This is a genomic window from Micromonospora profundi, assembly GCF_011927785.1.
Taxonomy (GTDB): domain Bacteria; phylum Actinomycetota; class Actinomycetes; order Mycobacteriales; family Micromonosporaceae; genus Micromonospora; species Micromonospora profundi.
This window is the reverse complement of the sequence record NZ_JAATJK010000001.1, coordinates 539839-557202: the sequence shown is the minus strand read 5'-3', so window position 1 is coordinate 557202 and position 17364 is coordinate 539839. Positions and strand designations below refer to the sequence as shown.

General features: G+C 70.9%; 11 protein-coding genes and 1 pseudogene. 5 read left to right on the top strand and 7 right to left on the bottom strand.

Going from position 1 to position 17364, the window contains the following annotated elements:
• The first annotated feature begins 105 nt into the window (after positions 1-105).
• Positions 106-2415: a TRAP transporter permease gene (locus tag F4558_RS02625; protein WP_312877263.1), complete on the top strand. Its 2310-nt coding sequence runs from the start codon at positions 106-108 to the stop codon at positions 2413-2415.
• Entirely contained in the window at positions 2412-3431 is a 1020-nt protein-coding gene (locus tag F4558_RS02620) for a TAXI family TRAP transporter solute-binding subunit (RefSeq protein ID WP_053653357.1), read from the top strand. The genes F4558_RS02625 and F4558_RS02620 overlap by 4 nt, the downstream gene beginning before the upstream one ends.
• Before the next feature lie 9 nt (positions 3432-3440).
• Here the strand turns inward: F4558_RS02620 and F4558_RS02615 are convergent, their stop codons facing one another.
• The 6 genes and pseudogenes from F4558_RS02615 to ppdK all read right to left on the bottom strand — a co-directional run bounded on the left by F4558_RS02615 (position 3441) and on the right by ppdK (position 11272).
• Positions 3441-3977: a hypothetical protein gene (locus tag F4558_RS02615; RefSeq protein ID WP_053653358.1), complete on the bottom strand. Its 537-nt coding sequence runs from the start codon at positions 3975-3977 to the stop codon at positions 3441-3443.
• A pseudogene (gene dnaG / locus F4558_RS02610) lies at positions 3977-5879 on the bottom strand (DNA primase). The gene F4558_RS02615 and the pseudogene dnaG overlap by 1 nt, the downstream one beginning before the upstream one ends.
• Positions 5880-5955: 76 nt before the next feature.
• Entirely contained in the window at positions 5956-6786 is an 831-nt protein-coding gene (locus F4558_RS02605) for a siderophore-interacting protein (RefSeq protein WP_167943069.1), read from the bottom strand.
• 15 nt (positions 6787-6801) lie between these two features.
• Positions 6802-8055, bottom strand: coding sequence for a deoxyguanosinetriphosphate triphosphohydrolase (locus F4558_RS02600; protein WP_167943068.1), 1254 nt, complete (start codon positions 8053-8055; stop codon positions 6802-6804).
• Positions 8056-8061: 6 nt separating this feature from the next.
• A complete protein-coding gene (locus tag F4558_RS02595; protein WP_053653362.1) occupies positions 8062-8415 on the bottom strand; it encodes a VOC family protein in 354 nt (117 codons plus the stop codon).
• A gap of 148 nt (positions 8416-8563) precedes the next feature.
• Positions 8564-11272, bottom strand: coding sequence for a pyruvate, phosphate dikinase (gene ppdK, locus F4558_RS02590; protein ID WP_053653363.1), 2709 nt, complete (start codon positions 11270-11272; stop codon positions 8564-8566).
• 241 nt (positions 11273-11513) lie between these two features.
• On the opposite strand from ppdK, the gene F4558_RS02585 reads away from it, so the two are divergent.
• Entirely contained in the window at positions 11514-13277 is a 1764-nt protein-coding gene (locus F4558_RS02585) for a beta-N-acetylhexosaminidase (RefSeq protein ID WP_167943067.1), read from the top strand.
• Positions 13278-13947: 670 nt separating this feature from the next.
• Complete coding sequence (locus F4558_RS02580; RefSeq protein WP_167943066.1) at positions 13948-14592, top strand: C39 family peptidase; 645 nt, start codon at positions 13948-13950, stop codon at positions 14590-14592.
• 415 nt (positions 14593-15007) lie between these two features.
• Here F4558_RS02580 and dusB read toward each other — a convergent pair whose 3' ends face one another.
• Positions 15008-16171 carry a tRNA dihydrouridine synthase DusB gene (gene dusB, locus F4558_RS02575; RefSeq protein WP_053658685.1) on the bottom strand — a complete coding sequence of 388 codons (1164 nt, stop codon included), beginning with the start codon at positions 16169-16171 and terminating at the stop codon, positions 15008-15010.
• A gap of 186 nt (positions 16172-16357) precedes the next feature.
• Between dusB and F4558_RS02570 the strand changes: the two genes are divergently transcribed.
• A complete protein-coding gene (locus tag F4558_RS02570) occupies positions 16358-17332 on the top strand; it encodes a type IV toxin-antitoxin system AbiEi family antitoxin domain-containing protein (RefSeq protein ID WP_167943065.1) in 975 nt (324 codons plus the stop codon).
• Positions 17333-17364 lie beyond the last annotated feature (32 nt).

Below are 17364 nucleotides of genomic sequence, written 5' to 3'. Positions count from 1 at the left end.
CGCCGGGCGCCAGGGGTGAGACTCCGGCCCCACCGCCCGAGCCGGTGACAGCGAAACGCCGATCGATGCCCCACGGCCCGCACGATCGACGTGTATCGTCCCCTCGTGCCGCCGCCCATCAGCTTGCCCGACGGTTCGTTCCCACCCGCCCGAACAGCCAATTCTCCCGCCGAGGAGCCCGCGTCGGGCACGGGCGGCCTGCCGCCCCGACCTCGGCCGACAGCCGAGCCCACCCCCAGCGCCGACACGACCGCGCAAAGCACCACAACGGCACACAGCACCGACACGAGCGACGCGAGCACCGACACGACAGCGCGTAACGCCGACGACGACAGCTCCGTTGCCGAGCGGGCGACCCGGGACCTGGCCGCCCAGTTCGAGGACGAGAAGCCGGGCCGGGTTTTGTCCGGGCCAGCGGGTTGGCTCCTCACCGCCGCGACGTTGGCGATCGGCGGGCTCGCCCTCTGGCAGGTGTTCCGCCCTCTGTCGCAGGGCAGCAAGTATTACCTGATCATCTTCCTGGCCGGCGTACTCCCGCTGGTTTTCCTGGCCTACCCAGCCGACCTGCGGCTGCCGGCCCGCCTGCGCTCGCGACGAGGCGACGGGGACCGCACCGTCGCGCTGCCGGCTTCGTCGGGACCCACCGTGCCGGACTGGGTCCTGGTCGTCCTGGCGGTGGCCGCCTGCCTCTACCCCGTCCTGCCGGTCACCATCGGGTCGGGCGGCGGTGGCTACAACGCGTTCCTCGACCGGCAGGGACTGCTGGCACCAATGGATCTGGTGCTTGGCACCGTGCTGCTCCTGCTGCTGCTGGAGGCGTGCCGACGTACCACCGGGTGGATCCTGCCGGCGGTCTGCCTGCTGTTCCTCGGCTACGGCTACTACGGAGGGCTGCTACCGCAGTCCTGGCCGGTCGCCCACGGCGGGCTCGACTTCAGTCAACTGATCGACGCGTTCTACAACTCCGACAGCGGCTTCTACGGCACCCCACTGGACGTGGCCGCCTCGTACATCGTGCTGTTCACCATCTACGGCGCGGTCCTGGAGCTGTCCGGGGCCGGGCGGTTCTTCGTCGAGTTGTCGGCCGCCGCGTTCCGCCGCTCGCGTACCGCAGCCGGTCGGACGGCGGTGGCCTCCGGGTTCCTGCTCGGCACCGTCTCCGGTTCCGGTGCGGCGACGACGGTGAGCATCGGCGCTGTCACCTGGCCGCTGCTACGCCGCGCCGGCTATCCCCCGGAGAGGGCCGGCGGCATGCTGGCCGCAGCCGGTGTGGGTGCGATCCTCTCCCCGCCCACCCTGGGTGCGGCGGCGTTCATCATCGCCGAATACCTGGGCGTCTCGTACCTACAGGTGCTGGGCTGGGCCACGGTGCCGACGGTGCTCTACTACCTCGGCATCCTGCTCTCCGTGGAGATCGACGCTCGCCGTTCCGGCGTCCGTCCGGTGGTGATCGACGTCGGTTCGCCCTGGCGTCTGCTGACCCGCTTCGGCTACCACTTCGCCTCGCTGATCGCCATCATCGTGTTCCTCGCTGTCGGCGTGTCCGCGACGAGGGCTGTCGTCTTCGCCACCGTCCTCGCCGCCGCGCTGTCCTTCCTGGACCGTGCGCACCGGCTCACTCCGGCGCGGCTCGTGACCGCGCTCGTCACCGGTGTACGCGGCGTGCTCGCGGTGACGGCGGTCTGCGCCGCCGCCGGCATCATCACGGCGACCACCACGAAGACCGGTCTCGGGCCGCAGGCGGCGGCGCTGCTGATCGGCGGCGCCAAGGCGGCCACCTCGGATCCGACGTTGGTGCTGGTGCTCACCGCGCTGCTCGCCGCCGTAGCGCTCAGCCTGTTGGGTCTGGCCGTGCCGGTCACCGCCTCGTTCGTGATCGGTTGGGTGATCGTCGGTCCGGCCCTGCTCGACCTGGGCGTGACCGCGCCCGCCGCGGCGATGTTCGTCTTCTACTTCGCGGTCCTGTCCGAGGTGTCCCCGCCGACCGCGCTCGCCGCGGTGGCCGCCGCCGCGGTCACCGGCGGCCGGCTGGTGCCGACCATGTGGCAGACCCTGCGGTACGCGCTGCCTGCCTACCTGACCCCGATCGCGTTCGTCATCACGCCGGCCGGGCTGGGTCTGCTGGGTATCGGTGGCGTCCAGCGGATCGCCTTCGCCGCCGTGGTCACCGCGCTCAGCGTGGCGGTGCTCGCCGTCGCCGCCGGTGGCTGGTTGCCCGGTGTGGGCCCTGCCGGCGCACCGGAGCGCGTGCTCGGTGCCCTCGCTGGCGTCACGTTGCTCTGGCTCGAACCCGTGCCTGTCACGGTCGGCGTCGCACTGGCCGCCGTCGCGGCGGCGGGTGTGTTCGTCCGACGCGGATCCACCGGTCGCCCAACGTCCGGATCACCAGCCAGCCCTGTGGAGGAAAAACTGTGAGACGAATCGACGTACGGCTCGCGGCGGGCCTGAGCCTGCTCGCCATCGTCACGGTCGGCGCCACGGGTTGCGGCGGTCAGCAAGGCGGCGCGGACAAGGACGACGCGGCCAGCGAGGTCACCTGCGAGGTGACCCGGGAGACTCGCGTCGGCATTGCCACCGGCAACGCGACAGGCGTCTACTACGTGGTCGGCAATGCCCTGGCCGGGCAGTTGTCCGAGGCGACCGGCGGCAAGCTCACCGGCACCGCCGCCGAGACCGGTGCGTCGGTGCAAAACGTCGAGCAGCTGGTCAATGGGCAGTACGACGTGGCGTTCTCGCTGTTCGACACGGCGGTCAACGCGGTCGAGGGCAAGGGCAGCTTCAGCGCGCCGCAGCCGGTCGAGGCGCTCGCGCGCATCTACGACAACTACACCCAGGTGGTGGTCCGCAAAGACTCTGGGATCACGTCGGTGGCTGACATGCGCGGCAAGAGGATCTCCACCGGCTCCCCGAAGTCCGGAACGGAGGTGATCGCCAACCGGCTGCTGCAGGCCGCCGGCCTCGACCCTGCCAAGGACATCCGGGCACAGCGGCTGGACCTGACCAAGACGGTCGAGGGGATCAAGGACGGCAGCGTCGACGGTCTCTTCTGGTCCGGCGGTCTGCCCACCGGGGGCCTGACCGACCTGTTCACCACCGCCGGCGACTCGGTGAAGTTCGTCGACATCGCGCCGTTGCTGCCGAAGATGACCGCGTCGAGCCCCGGCTACCAGGAAGGCACTATCGGGCGGGACGCGTACGGGACGGCAGCCGACACCCGGACAATCGTCGTGCCGAATGTGCTGTTGGTCCGCAAGGACCTGGACGCCAATGTCGCCTGCGCGATCACCCGGACGGTGTTCGAAAAGCGCGACGCCCTGGCCCAGGCCAACCCGGCGGCCAAGGGGATCTCGCTGGAAAAGGCCCGCAGGACCCTGCCGGTGCCGCTGCACCGCGGCGCGGAGAAGGCGCTGACGGATCTCGGCGCCAACTGACCCAACCGGTCAGAGATCGGCCGGCGCGGTGGCGGCACGGGCCGCACCGACCAGACGGTCGGTCTCGACGAGCAGGGCCTCGTCGTCCGCGGGGGTGCCGGGGTCGAGTCGGACCGTCCAGGTCAGACCGTCGGCCCCGGCCACGCGGCGGGCCGCGACCCGCGCCGCGCCGCCGGGCAGTCGGTGGTGCTCGGTGTACGCGACCGAGCGGGTCACCCGCGCCCGCACCTGGTGCGGCAGCTCGCCCGGGTCGAGCAGGAGGTACGTCTCGGCCGTGCCGTCGACGACCACCGTGTAGTCGTCGCGGTCGACGACGGTCTCGGCGAGCGTGACTGTCAACTCCCGACCTGACCACACCGCCTTGAGGATGTCGTGCCAGCCGATACGGTCACCCCGGCCGGGCAGCCACAGCCCGAGGTTGCTGGCCACCACCACGCCGTCGCCCTCGCCGTTGCCCACCGCCGCCCAGGCGAGCACCCGCTCGTCGCGGACCAGCGGCGGCCGGTCCGCCGGAGGCAGTTTCGGCTTACGACTGAACAGTCCCATCACAGCCCTCCCGCGGCCTGCTCGCGCAGCGCCCGGGCGTGCTGCTCCAGCGACAGCAGCTCGCCGAAGGCGGCGAAGTATTCGTCCTTGTTGTTGACCGGGTTGATCCGCTGGATCCGCGACTTGAGATCCCGGATCCGGGCGGTCACCGACCCGAACTGCACCCGCGCCATGGTGATCGACACGTAGCGGGGGTCCGGCTCGCCATCGATCCGCAGCGGCTCCACCGCCAACTCGCCGACAAGCGCCGCCGACGCCAGGTCGTCGCAGGCGTCGCGGACCGACTCGATCCAGACCGCGCCGCCGGTCGCCGACACGACACCACCGGCGGCTGCGATTGCCGTACGCACCGCCACGTGTACCGGGTGCCGGTATTCGGTCGCCTCGACAGCGTCGAACATCGGCCCGGCCAGCACCGGCTGTTGGAGGGCGAGCTTCAGCGCCTCCCGCTCGACCATCGACTGCGGGCTGTCCACAGCAGATTCGGGGCGGGCCTGTGCGGGGCGGGCCGCAGGCGCGGAGTCACGGGCACCGGGTGGCGGGGCGTTGGCGGCGGCAAGCACCGCCCGCTGCACCGGTTCGATCTCCATACCGAGATCCATGGCGAGCTTGCGGACGTACTCGGGACGCTTTTCCCGGTCCTTGAGTTGCGCGACAAGCGGCGCGGCCCGGCGCATGGCCTCGACCCGGCCGTCGACGGTGTCCAGGTCGTAGCGGCTGATCACGTGCCGCAGGGCGAAGTCGACGAGCGGCTCACGGCGGGCGACCAGGTCCCGCACGGCCAGGTCGCCCTTGGCCAGCCGCAGCTCACACGGGTCCATGTTGTCGGGGCTGACGGCGATGAACGTCCGGCCGACGAAGCGCTGGTCGTCGGAGAAGGCGCGCAGCGCGGCCTTCTGCCCGGCGGCGTCCCCATCGAAGGTAAAGATGATCTCGCCGGCCACCGAGTCGGTGTCCAGCAGGAGCCGGCGCAGCACACCGATGTGGTCCGCGCCGAAGGCGGTGCCGCAGGTCGCGACGGCTGTGGTCACGCCGGCCAGGTGGCAGGCCATCACGTCGGTGTAGCCCTCGACGATCACCGCCCGGCCCTGCTTGGCGATCTCCCGCTTGGCCTGGTCGATGCCGTAGAGCACGTGCGACTTCTTGTAGATCGGCGTCTCGGGGGTGTTCAGGTATTTCGGGCCGTCGTCGTCGTCGAAGAGCTTGCGCGCGCCGAAACCGATGACGTCGCCGGTGAGGTCGCGGATCGGCCAGAGCAGCCGGCGGCGGAACCGGTCGATGAGCGTGCCGGAGCGGGACTCGCGGGACAGCCCGGCGGTCACCAACTCCTGGTGCGTGAAGCCCTGCTGGCGCAGGTGCTTGGTGAGCAGGTCCCACGCTTCGGGCGCGAAGCCGCAGCCGTAGCGCTCGGCGGCGGCCCGGTCGAAGCCCCGCTGGGCCAGGAACTCCCGGGCCGGCCGGGCACCTGCCGTGCTGAGCTGGGCCCGATAGAACTCGACGGCTGCGGCGTGCGCGGCGACCAGGCGCTGCCGCTGGCCCTGCTGGGGGCGCGGGCGCGGGGTGTTGCCGTCGTCCTGGACGTAGCGCAGTTGGATGCCGGCGCGCCCGGCAAGCCGCTCCACGGACTCGACGAAGCTGAGGTGCTCGGCGTCCATCAGGAACTTGATCGCGTCGCCGCCCGCCCCGCAGCCGAAGCAGTACCAGACGTTGCGGGCCGGCGAGACGTTGAACGACGGGCTCTTCTCGTCGTGGAACGGGCACAGGCCCTTGAGGTTGCCGCCGCCGGCCGACTTCAGGGTGACCGTCTCGGAGATCACGTCCGAGATCGAGGTGCGTTCCCGGACCAGTGCGATGTCCTCGTCCCGGATCCGCCCAGCCATGCGCCACCCCCTCCGCGTACATCCTGCCCTGCGGGACTGACGACGCACCGAGCGGGGGACGGTCGGGCAGACCGGTCCGGCTCGTCTCGCCGGCTGCCTCAGGCGGCGGTCGGCTCCTCGGCGGCCACCTGGCGGTTCCAGTCCGACTTCGTGGAGCGCCAGCCCTCGTCGTCCATGCCGCGCCGCCAGTAGCCGGAGATGGACAGCTGGCTGGCCGGTACGCCGCGTTCGGCGCGCAGCAGTCGGCGCAACTCCCTGACGAATGTCGCCTCGCCGTGCACGAAGGCGTGCACCTGGCCCGGCGGGAACTCCAGCGCCCGGACCGCCGCCACCAGCGCCTCGCCCACCGGGCGGTCGCCCCGGTGCAGCCAGGTCAGCTCGACCGCGCCCGGGCTGAGCAGCTTCTGCTCGTCGGCCGGGTCGGCGATCTCCACGAAGACGTGGGCCGGCGCGCCGAACGGCAGCCGCTCCAGGGCGGCGGCGATGGCCGGCAGTGCGCTCTCGTCGCCGACCAGGAGGTGCCAGTCCGCGTCCGGGCTCGGCGCGTACGCCCCACCCGGCCCGACGAAGTGCACCGGGTCGCCCGGCCGCAGCGCGGCGGCCCACGGCCCTCCCAGCCCTTCGTCGCCGTGGTGCACGACGTCCACGGTGAGTTCCCCGGCCACGGGATCCCAGCGCCGCACGGTGTACGCGCGCAGCCGGGGCCAGTGTTGCGCGGGCAGGTCCCGGCGGATCGCGGCAAGGTCCAGCGGCCGGGGGTATTCCACCCCGGGCACCGGAAACACGATCTTGATGTAGTGATCGGTGTGCTCGCCGACCGGCAGACCCGCCAACTCATCTCCGCCGAGGACGAGCCGGATCAGGTGCGGGGTGGGCCGCTCGATGCGCAGCACCCGAACCGAGGTGACGTTCCTGGGGCGATCTGACATGTTGCTTAGGCTAGCCTAAGTAGCTGCGTTGTCCACCGCTGGCGTTCTCCCCGCGACGAGCCGGGTGTGCCAGGCCACCGCCGCCGGGTCGGTGAGCGACGCGACCTGGTCGATCACCACGCGCAGCCGGGCGGCGTCGTCGGGCGCGGCCCGCCACAGCGGGGCGAAGACCGGGTCGAGCCCGTCCGGCGCCCGCCGCACCAGTGCGGCCACCAGCTCCGCGAGCATCGTGCGCTGCCCCTCGTAGCGACCCCGGAAGCCGGTACGGCGCATCACGTAGCGCAGGGCGATGCCCTTGAGCAGCGCGCACTGTGCCCGTACCCGCCTCGGCACCACCAGGTCGGCGGCGTAACGGCGGTGCGGGCCGGGGCCGAACCGCTCCTCGGTGGCGGTCACCGCCGCCGACACGAACCGGCCGGTCAGGCCGCTCGTGGTGGTCTTCAACGCCACCTGGGCGCGGTGGCTGCCGTCGTACCCGGCGAGCGGGGCGAGCAGCGGGTCGGCCAGCAGCTCGACAAGCACCTCGGCAAGGTCGTCCGCGGGCTCCGAGGAATAGGCGGTGGCCACGTCGGCGCAGAGCGCGGCACGCTCGTCGGCGTCGGTGAGCAGCGGGCGCAGCGTGACGTACCCGCCGTGGATGCCGTCCTCCACGTCGTGCACCGAGTACGCGACGTCGTCGGCCCAGTCCATCACCTGCGCCTCCAGGCAGCGCCGGTCGCCGGGCGCGCCAGCTCGGATCCAGTCGAAGACCGCCGTGTCGTCGGCGTACACCCCGAATTTGCGCTGCCCGGGGCGGCGCGGCCAGGGATATTTTCCGATCGCGTCGAGCGACGCGCGGGTCAGGTTGAGCCCGGCGGACGAGCCGTCCGGGGCGAGCACCTTCGCCTCAAGCCGGGTCAGGACGCGCAGGGTCTGCGCGTTGCCCTCAAAGCCGCCGCAGGGCGTGGCGAGCAGGTCCAGCGCGGCCTCGCCGTTGTGCCCGAACGGAGGGTGCCCGAGGTCGTGGGCCAGCCCGGCGACGTCCACCACGTCCGGGTCGCAGCCCAGCCGCGCGCCCATCTCCCTGGCGATCTGGGCCACCTCAAGGGAGTGCGTCAGGCGGGTACGCAGGAAGTCGTCACTGCCGGCGGTGTGCACCTGGGTCTTGGTGGCGAGTCGACGGAACGCTGCCGAGTGCAGCACCCTGGCCCGGTCACGCTCGTACGGTGAACGGCGATGCCCGGTGTCCTTGGGTGGCTCCTCGACCAGTCGGGACTGCGGGTCTCCCAACCCGGCTCACTCCTTGCGCTGACGGAGGACGCAGAACTCGTTGCCCTCCGGGTCGGCCAGCACCGTCCACTCGACGTCGCCCTGGCCGATGTCGACGTGCCGGGCGCCCATGTCGACAAGCCGCTCGACCTCGGCCTCCTGGTCGGCGGGGCGCAGGTCGAGGTGCAGCCGGTTCTTGTGCTCCTTGCCGCCGACCGCCGGCACGAAGACCAGGCCGGGGAGACGGTCGGCGCTCTGCCGGATCTCCACCTCGTCCGGCTTGTCGGTGACGACCTGATAGCCGAGCGCCTCGGCCCACCAGCGGGCCAGCCGGCCCGGATCGCGGGCGTCGATGGTCAGGCTCTCCCAGACGCTGGTCATTCAGTCACCTTTCCCAGTCGACGGCGAACGCAATCAGCCGCATGTGAGGGAGCTAGATTACGCCCGCCGATGCGCCTCGGCGTGACCGCGATGGGGAGACGTCCGGGGTGCAGGCGGCGGCCCGCCCCGAGCCGCCGCCTGCTCCTCGTCAACGGCTGTCTGAGCCGTCGGTCTCCACAGCCGCCCGGCCGGCTTCCAGGCGCGCCACCGGCACCCGGAACGGTGAGCAGGACACGTAGTCCAGGCCGACGGAGTGGAAGAAGTGCACCGAGTCGGGGTCGCCGCCGTGTTCACCGCAGACGCCGAGCTTCAAGCCGGGTCGGGCGGCCCGGCCCTCTTCGGCGGCGATCCGTATCAGCCGGCCGACGCCGTCGCGGTCGATCGACTCGAACGGTGAGATGCCGAAGATGCCCAGCTCCAGGTAGCGCCAGAAAAACGCGCCTTCGACGTCGTCGCGGGAGAAGCCCCAGGCCATCTGGGTGAGGTCGTTGGTGCCGAACGAGAAGAACTCGGCGGCCTCGGCGATCTGGCCGGCGGTCAGCGCCGCCCGGGGCACCTCGATCATGGTGCCGATCAGCACCTCGACGCCGCTGTCCCCGACCACGTCGGCAATGATCTTCTCGGCTTCGGCGCGGACCGTCTCCAGCTCCTGCACGGCACCGACCAGCGGCACCATGATCTCCGGCTTGGCGACCCCACCGCCCCGGGCGCAGCTGACGGCCGCCTCGGCGATGGCCCGCACCTGCATCGCGAACAGACCGGGGATGACCAGACCGAGGCGTACGCCTCGCAGCCCGAGCATCGGGTTCTCCTCGTGCATCCGCCGGACGGCGGCGAGCAGCGCCTCCTCCTTGGCGACGTCCTCACCGCGTTCCTGCGCGACCGCGACGTTCACTGCGAGTTGCTCCAGCGGAGGCAGGAACTCGTGCAGCGGCGGGTCGATCAGCCGGACGGTCACCGGCAGGCCGTCCATCTCGCGGAAGATCTCCTCGAAGTCGGCCCGCTGCAACGGCAGCAGCGCGGCGAGCGCCGCCTCCCGCTCGCCCTCGGCGCGGGCCAGGATCAGCCGCTCGACCAGCTCCCGCCGGTCGCCGAGGAACATGTGCTCGGTGCGGCACAGCCCGATGCCCTCCGCGCCGAAACGCCGGGCACGGGCGGCGTCCGCGCCGGTGTCGGCGTTCGTCCGGACCGCGAGCCGCCGCTTGCCGTCGGCGTGCGTCATGATCCGGTGTACGGCCCGGACCAGCGCGTTGTCGATGTGCTCGGGGTCGAGGCTGCCCTCGAAGTACTGCACCACCTCCGACGGCATGACCGGGACCTCACCCAGGTACACCTTGCCGGTGGTGCCGTCGATGGACACGACGTCGCCCTCGCTGACGGTCTGCCCGGCCACTGTGAACCGCTTCGCCGGCACGTTGACGTCGATATCGTCGGCACCGGAGACACAGGTCTTGCCCATTCCCCGGGCCACCACCGCGGCGTGGCTGGTCTTGCCGCCGCGCGAGGTGAGGATGCCCTTGGCGGCGATCATGCCGTTCAGGTCGTCCGGGTTGGTCTCGCGGCGGACCAGGATCACCGACTCACCTTCGGCGGCCATCTCGACGGCACGGGCGGAGGTGAAGACGACCTTGCCGGACGCCGCACCCGGCGACGCGCCGATGCCCTTCGCGACCGCCTCGAACTCGTGGTCGAGCTGGAAGCGGGGGAACATGAGTTGCGCGAGCTGCGCGCCGTTGACGCGGTGCAGCGCCTCGTCCAGGTCGATCAGACCCTCGTCCACGAGCTGCCCGGCGATGACGAACGCGGCGGCGGCCGTGCGCTTGCCGACCCGGGTCTGCAACATCCACAGCTTGCCGCGCTCGATTGTGAACTCGATGTCGCAGAGGTCCTTGTAGTGCTCCTCCAGCCGCGCCATGATCCCGAGCAGCTCGTCGTAGGACGCCTTGTCGAGCTGCTCCAGATCCTGAAGCGGCACTGTGTTGCGGATGCCGGCGACGACGTCCTCGCCCTGGGCGTTCGCCAGGTAGTCGCCGTAGATGCCCTGCGCCCCGCTGCCCGGGTCGCGGGTGAACGCCACGCCGGTGCCGGAGTCGGGGCCGAGGTTGCCGAAGACCATCGTCACCACGTTCACAGCGGTGCCGAGGTCGGCCGGGATGCGCTCCTGGCGGCGGTAGAGCACCGCGCGCTCGGCGTTCCACGACTCGAAGACCGCCCGGATGGCGAGGTCGAGCTGTTCGCGCGGCTGCTGCGGGAACTCCCGTCCGGTGTGCTTCAGGAAGATCTTCTTGTACGCGTCGACAAGTCCCCGGAGGTCGTCGGCGTCCAGGTCCAGGTCGTCGTGGGTGCCCTTGACGGCCTTGGCGTCGTCAAGCGCCTGCTCGAACTCCTCGCCCGGCACCTCGCAGACGGTCTTGCCGAACATCTGGATGAGTCGTCGGTAGGAGTCCCAGGCGAACCGGTCGTTGCCTCCCGCCTGGGCGGACAGACCGACGACGCTCTCGTCGTTGAGGCCGACGTTCAGGACGGTCTCCATCATGCCGGGCATGGAGAACTTGGCGCCCGATCGGACCGACACCAGCAGCGGGTCCTGCGGGTCGCCGAGGCGCTTGCCCATCGCGCGCTCCAGCGACTCCAGGTGCCGCTCGATCTGACCGGCGAGGCCGTCCGGCTCCCGGCCGGTGGCGAGGTACGCCTGGCATGCCTCGGTCGTGATGGTGAAGCCGGGCGGGACGGGCAACCCGAGGTTCGTCATCTCGGCGAGGTTCGCGCCCTTACCACCGAGCAGGTCCTTGAGCTCCTTGTTGCCCTCGGAGAAGTCGTAGACGTATTTGTGATCGACGGTCTCTTGCGCTGCCACCAGAGCCTCCCACGCGCGCCGGAATGGACACTTAACGAAGGTTCAGTTTGCTGGTACCCCGGGACGGACCTCCGGTAATCCGGCGTCGACGTCGATCGGTGGGCGAAGGTTAAGCGAACATCGAGCGACCTGGGCCCGTTCGGTGACAATCGGCACAGCTATCACGACTATCCGCGTTCGTACGGGTTGTTGGGAACGCTTCCATGCGCACGATCACGCATTCCGACCTGTCGCCGTACCCTTGACGACAACGCCAGCCGGTGAACCTCACTTTTGCCATAACCGACGCGAATACACCCCCGGAGCCGCCGCCGTGTCGACCAACCCCTCCCCCGGCCCCGCCACCACCCCCGAGGTGGCCGGAGCCGCCGGTCCGATCCCGCTGCCGACTCAGGAACCGACCGCCGCCGCGCTGGCCCGGGCTGCCGAGCGGGCCGCCACCGACCTGCTCGCCGCGCCCGCCCCCATCCAGCTCGCCGACGTCGTACCCGCTCCGCGGGACGTGCGGCCGAACCCGGCCGGAAACTGGCGGCTCTCCCCCGACGCGGTCATCGTGGCAAGCACCGAACCCGCCGCGCTGGCCGCCGCCGTCCACCTCGCCGAGCTGCTGCGGCCCGCCACCGGATACCCGCTGCCGGTCACCGACGCCGCCACGCCGCAGGCCGACGACGGCATCGCGCTCGTGCTGGACCAGGCCGTCGGCCTCGGCACGGAGGGCTACCGACTCGACGTCACCACCTCCGGGGTACGCCTCAGCGCCGTCACCGCCACAGGCCTCTTCCACGGCGTGCAGACCTTGCGCCAACTGCTCCCGCCGGCGATCGAGAGCACAGTCCCGGTCACCGAAGCGTGGATCCTGCCCGGCGGGACCATCACCGACACGCCACGCTTCCCGTACCGGGGTGCGATGCTCGACGTGGCACGGCACTTCTTCGCCGTCGAGGACGTGCTGCGGGTCATCGGCCACCTGGCCCGCTACAAGCTCAACCACCTGCACCTGCACCTCACCGACGACCAGGGCTGGCGGATCGCCGTCGACTCCCGCCCGAAGTTGACCACCGTGGGCGGCGCGACCGAGGTCGGTGACGGCCCGGGCGGTTTCTACACGAAGGCCGACTACGCGCGGATCGTCTCCTATGCCGCCGACCGTCACATCACTGTCGTCCCGGAGATCGACCTGCCGGGGCACACCAACTCGGCGCTCGTCGCGTACCCGGAACTGGCACCGGACAAGATCGCACCTCCGCCGTACACAGGCACCGATGTCGGCTTCAGCTACGTCGACCCGACCGACGAGCGGACGTACGACTTCGTCGCCGACGTGTTCGGCGAACTGGCCGCCATCACACCCGGGCGGTTGCTGCACATCGGCGGCGACGAGGCGTTCAAGGTCAAGGGCGAGCTCTACACCGGTTTCGTCGAGCGGGTCCAGCGCATCGTGGCCGAGCTCGGAAAGACAGTGGTCGGCTGGCACCAGGTCGCACCTGCCGCCCACGTCGACGGGCGGGTCCTCCAGTGGTGGGGCACCAACGGCGAGGACCCCACGACCGCCGACGCGGTCCGCCGAGGCGCCCGGCTGGTCATCTCCCCTGGCAACCACGCATACCTCGACATGAAGTACGCGCCGGACACCCCGATCGGACACGACTGGGCCGGCCTGATCGACGTACGCAAGGCTTACGACTGGGATCCGGGCACGCACGTCGCCGACGTACCCGAGGAGGCGGTGCTCGGCGTGGAGGCACCGCTCTGGACCGAATCGGTCACCTCCCTCGCGGAGATCGAACTGCTGCTCCTACCCCGACTCCCGGCGATCGCCGAGCTGGGCTGGTCACCCCGCGCGACGCACGACTGGGCCGGGTTCCGTTCGCGGTTGGCTGGGCACGGGCCACGCTGGGCAACCGCCGGCATCACCTTCCACGCCGCACCGGAGATCCCCTGGCCGGCGGTACCCGCCATCCCCCAACAACACGGCGTGCCCCACCCCGACCCGATAATCCCCTGACGGGCGGGGCGTCCGGTTTCACCGCGTCCGCCGCACCCTCAGACGGGGCGTCCGGTTTCGGCGTGGCCGTCGCACGCTCGGGCGGGGCGTCCGGTTTCGGCGTGGCCGTCGCACGCTCGTCGGGCGCACGGTAGACGCCCAGAATAGGCATTTCAGGCAGTCGCGGGTTGATCGACTCGGGTTCCTTTGATATCGAGGTGTCCGGGTCGCGCGGATACCCCGGTTTCCATGAAGCCGAGTCGATCACACCCGTCTGGGCCGACTGTCGGGGCAATGCTGGGTGTTATGTCTGGTATCGGCTCGGCTGCGGCGTGGTCGGGGGCACTCTGGCGGCGGAATGATGGGCCGGGCCGGGTGGTTGTACAGGGGGTAACCGACGACAGGTCGCGGCCCCGCTGGCTCGACGGTCCCCCGGTATCCGGGAACACCCGCCCGGCCGCCACGGTTACATCCCCCCGGACGACCCGAGCGGCCTCCCGTGGCTGTCGGGCAGGTCCCCCGGAGCGCGGTGGAATGAGTCGCCGGCCCGGCTGGTTACATCCCTGGACCACCCCGAGCAGGCAGAGCCGCCGGGTGAGATCCCTGGAACTTCTTCCCCCTGCTCGCGCGCACCGTCCCCCTATTGGTGCGTTACGCGGGCCGCCCCCGAATTGCAGAGGAGCACGCCATCATGCGTACCGATCTGATTCGTAAGACCGCTCTGACCGCTGCCGGCCTCGCCGTCACCGGCGGCGCCATCGCCGGCCCCATCACCACCGCCTACGCCGCCGACGCCAAGCCCACCGGCCAGACCCAGAACAAGGGCGAGCGGCACCTCGACGTCCGCTACGAAGCCCAGCCCAACTTCTACTACTGCGGCCCCGCCGCCGCCCGCAACGCCCTGTCCGTACAGGGCAAGAACATCAGCGTCGACGCCATGGCCAAGGAAATGGGCACCACCGAAGCCGGCACCAACAGCATCAACGACATCACCCCCGTCCTGAACAAGGAAACCGGCAAGAACAACGCCTACCGCTCGGTCGAAATCAGCACCCCCGCCGCCGACGACAAGCAGACCGACAAACTCCGCACCGATGTGGTCAAGACCGTCGACGACGGCCGCGCCGTAGTCGCCAACATCGCCGGCACCACCACCGACACCGACGGCAACACCCACTCCTTCGAAGGCGGCCACTACATCAGCGTCGTCGGCTACACCGACAACGGCAACACCGTCACCATCGCCGACTCCGCCAACCCCAACACCGCCTCCTACGACATCACCGTCGAGCACCTCGCCGACTGGATCGCCACCCGCGGCTACGCCACCAGCTGACCCCACCCAACACGCACCACGCACCACCGAAGGGCCGGACCCCCACCAGGGGCCCGGCCCTTCGCCATGCCACCGGCGGCGGCCAGAAGCCCGGGCAGGCATCACGCGGTTCGCCGACACTTCGGAACTGACGCCCTCAGCAATTCAGCACACCGGCCGAGGCGCCGACCCGGGCGCCGACCCGCCGACACCAGCCACCACCAGCGCGCCGAGCCGGTGACCGATCGAGGCCGCCCACCCACCAGCGCCGAGGCGGTAACCAGTCGACGCCACCCGCCCAACAGCGCCGGGCCGGTGACCAGTCGACGCCACCCACCCAACAGCCCCGGGCCAGTGACCAGTCGACGCCACCCACCCGTCGGCGCCGAGGCGGTGACGTCGACGCCGGCTACCCATCAGCGCCGGCCGGTGCGGGTCAGCCGCCGGAGTCGTCCATCTCGGCGCCCTCGGGCACGGTGTCGTCGTCCCGGCTGGCCAGCCAGCCGTCCGGCAGGAAGACCTTGCCCGGGGAGTTCGTCCGGCCACGCGGCTGACCGAGGGCGGTAAGCGGGAACGGCTCGGCCGGGTCGAGCTTGCCGAGTAGGTCGTCGAGCTGGGCCAGGCTTTCGATCATCGCCAGGGACCGGCGCAGTTCGCCGCCGACGGGGAAGCCCTTGAGGTACCAGGCGACGTGCTTGCGGAAGTCGGTGCAGCCGTCCCGCTCACCCCGGGCGGGGTTGCGCGCGCCCGCCACGAACTGGTCGACGAGCAACTCGGCGTGCCGGCGCATGGTCACCGCCACCTCGCCGAGGCTGGGCAGCCGCCGTTCGGGGCGACCGTTGAAGGCGGCCTCCAGGTCGGCGAAGAGCCACGGCCGGCCGAGGCAGCCGCGCCCGATGACAACCCCGTCGACGCCGGTGTGCGCGACCATCCGCAGCGCGTCGTCGGCCTCCCAGATGTCGCCGTTGCCGAGCACCGGCACGTCGAGGGCCTGCTTCAACGTGGCGATCGCGTCCCAGTCGGCGGTGCCCGAGTAGCGCTGCGAGGCCGTCCGCCCGTGCAGGGCCACCGCCGCCACGCCGGCGTCCTGGGCTGCGAGCCCTGCTTCGACGTACGTCAGATGGTCGTCGTCGATGCCCTTGCGCATCTTGACGGTGACCGGCACGCCGGCGGGTGACGCGGCAGCCACCGCGGCCTTGACCAGCCGGGCGAAGAGCCGGCGCCGCCACGGCAGCGCCGCACCGCCGCCACGCCGCGTGACCTTGGGGACCGGGCAGCCGAAGTTCAGGTCGATGTGATCGGCCAGGTTGCGCTCGACGACGATCCGTACGGCGGCTGCGGTGATCTCGGGGTCGGTGCCGTAGAGCTGGAGGCTGCGCGGCTTCTCGTCGTCACCGAACGTGATCATGCGCAGGGTCTTCGGGTTGCGCTCGACAAGCGCCCGAGTGGTGATCATCTCGCAGACGTAGATGCCGCCGCCCTGCTCCCGGCAGAGCCGGCGGAACCCGACGTTCGTGATGCCGGCCATCGGCGCGAGCACCACAGGCGGCCACACCTGGTACGGCCCCAGAGTCAAAGGGCTCAAAACAGGCGCGGTCAAGGCAGTCACCGCCCAAGTGTAAGGAAGGGCCCCTGCTTAACGCCTAGTGCATAGGAAGGGGCCCTTCCTAACACGACGCATATCACACCGCGCGATGATCGACGGTGTTGTCCACAGCCGGCAGGATTTCCACAGGCCGCGCGGCCGGGCGGGACACGGCCTGGTTCCGACGGTCAGGCTGCGGTCATGCGTGAACATCCACCTGAGCTGACGGCAACGGTCGAGCGGCAACAGCAGATCGCCACCCGGGCTCAGTTGCTCGCCGCTGGCTACGACGACATGTACCTGTACCGCCAGGCCCGGCGCGGCCAGTGGCAACGCGTCCTGCCAGCGACGTACGCCCTGTTCACGGGCGTACTGACCGATGAACAACGGCGGATCTCCGCAGCGCTCTACGCCGGGCCGCAGGCGCAGCTCACCAGCTTGGCCGCGCTCGCCTGGTACGGGTTCCGGCAGATTCCGCGCAACACCGACGTACACCTGGTGGTGCCGCACCACGCGCGGCGCCGGTCGGCGGGCTACGCCCTTGTTCGGCGAGCCCTGACCCTGGACGCCCGGGCGCGGTCGAGCGCGCCGTACCCCGTCTGCTCGCCGGCGCGGGCGGTGGTGGACGCGGCCCGCGACCTTGGGCAGCTTCGCCCGGTGCGGGCCATCCTCGCCGAGTCTGTCCAGCGCGGTTTCACCGACCTCGCCAGGCTGGACGAGGAGATCCGTCGGGCGCGGCGCAGTCGCACCGCGCTGATCAGGATGGCGTACGCGGAGGTCGTGGCCGGCACCCGGTCGGCTCCGGAGGCGGAGCTGCGCGAATGCCTGGCGGGCAGCCCGATCCTGCCGCAGATCCGGTGGAATCCCCGTCTTCGTACGCTTGACGGGGCGGTGCTGCCGACGCCGGACGGGTACCTGACCGACTCGGCGGTGGCGCTGGAGGTCGATTCGCAGGAGTACCACTTCAGCCCGGGCGACTGGGCTCGGACGTTGGAGCGGCACAACGAGCTGAGTCGGCACGGTGTCCTGGTTCTGCACGTCACGCCTGCACAGCTCCGGCGCCATCCGGACGGCATCCGACGAACTGTCGAGGATGCGTACGAGTCCCGGCAGGGCGTCGGTGCCACGCTCCGGGTCCGGGTCGATCCAGCCGGCCCGGAGCATGCGAGGGCCTGATCGAGTACGGCGCTCCGCTCAGCTTGCGGAAC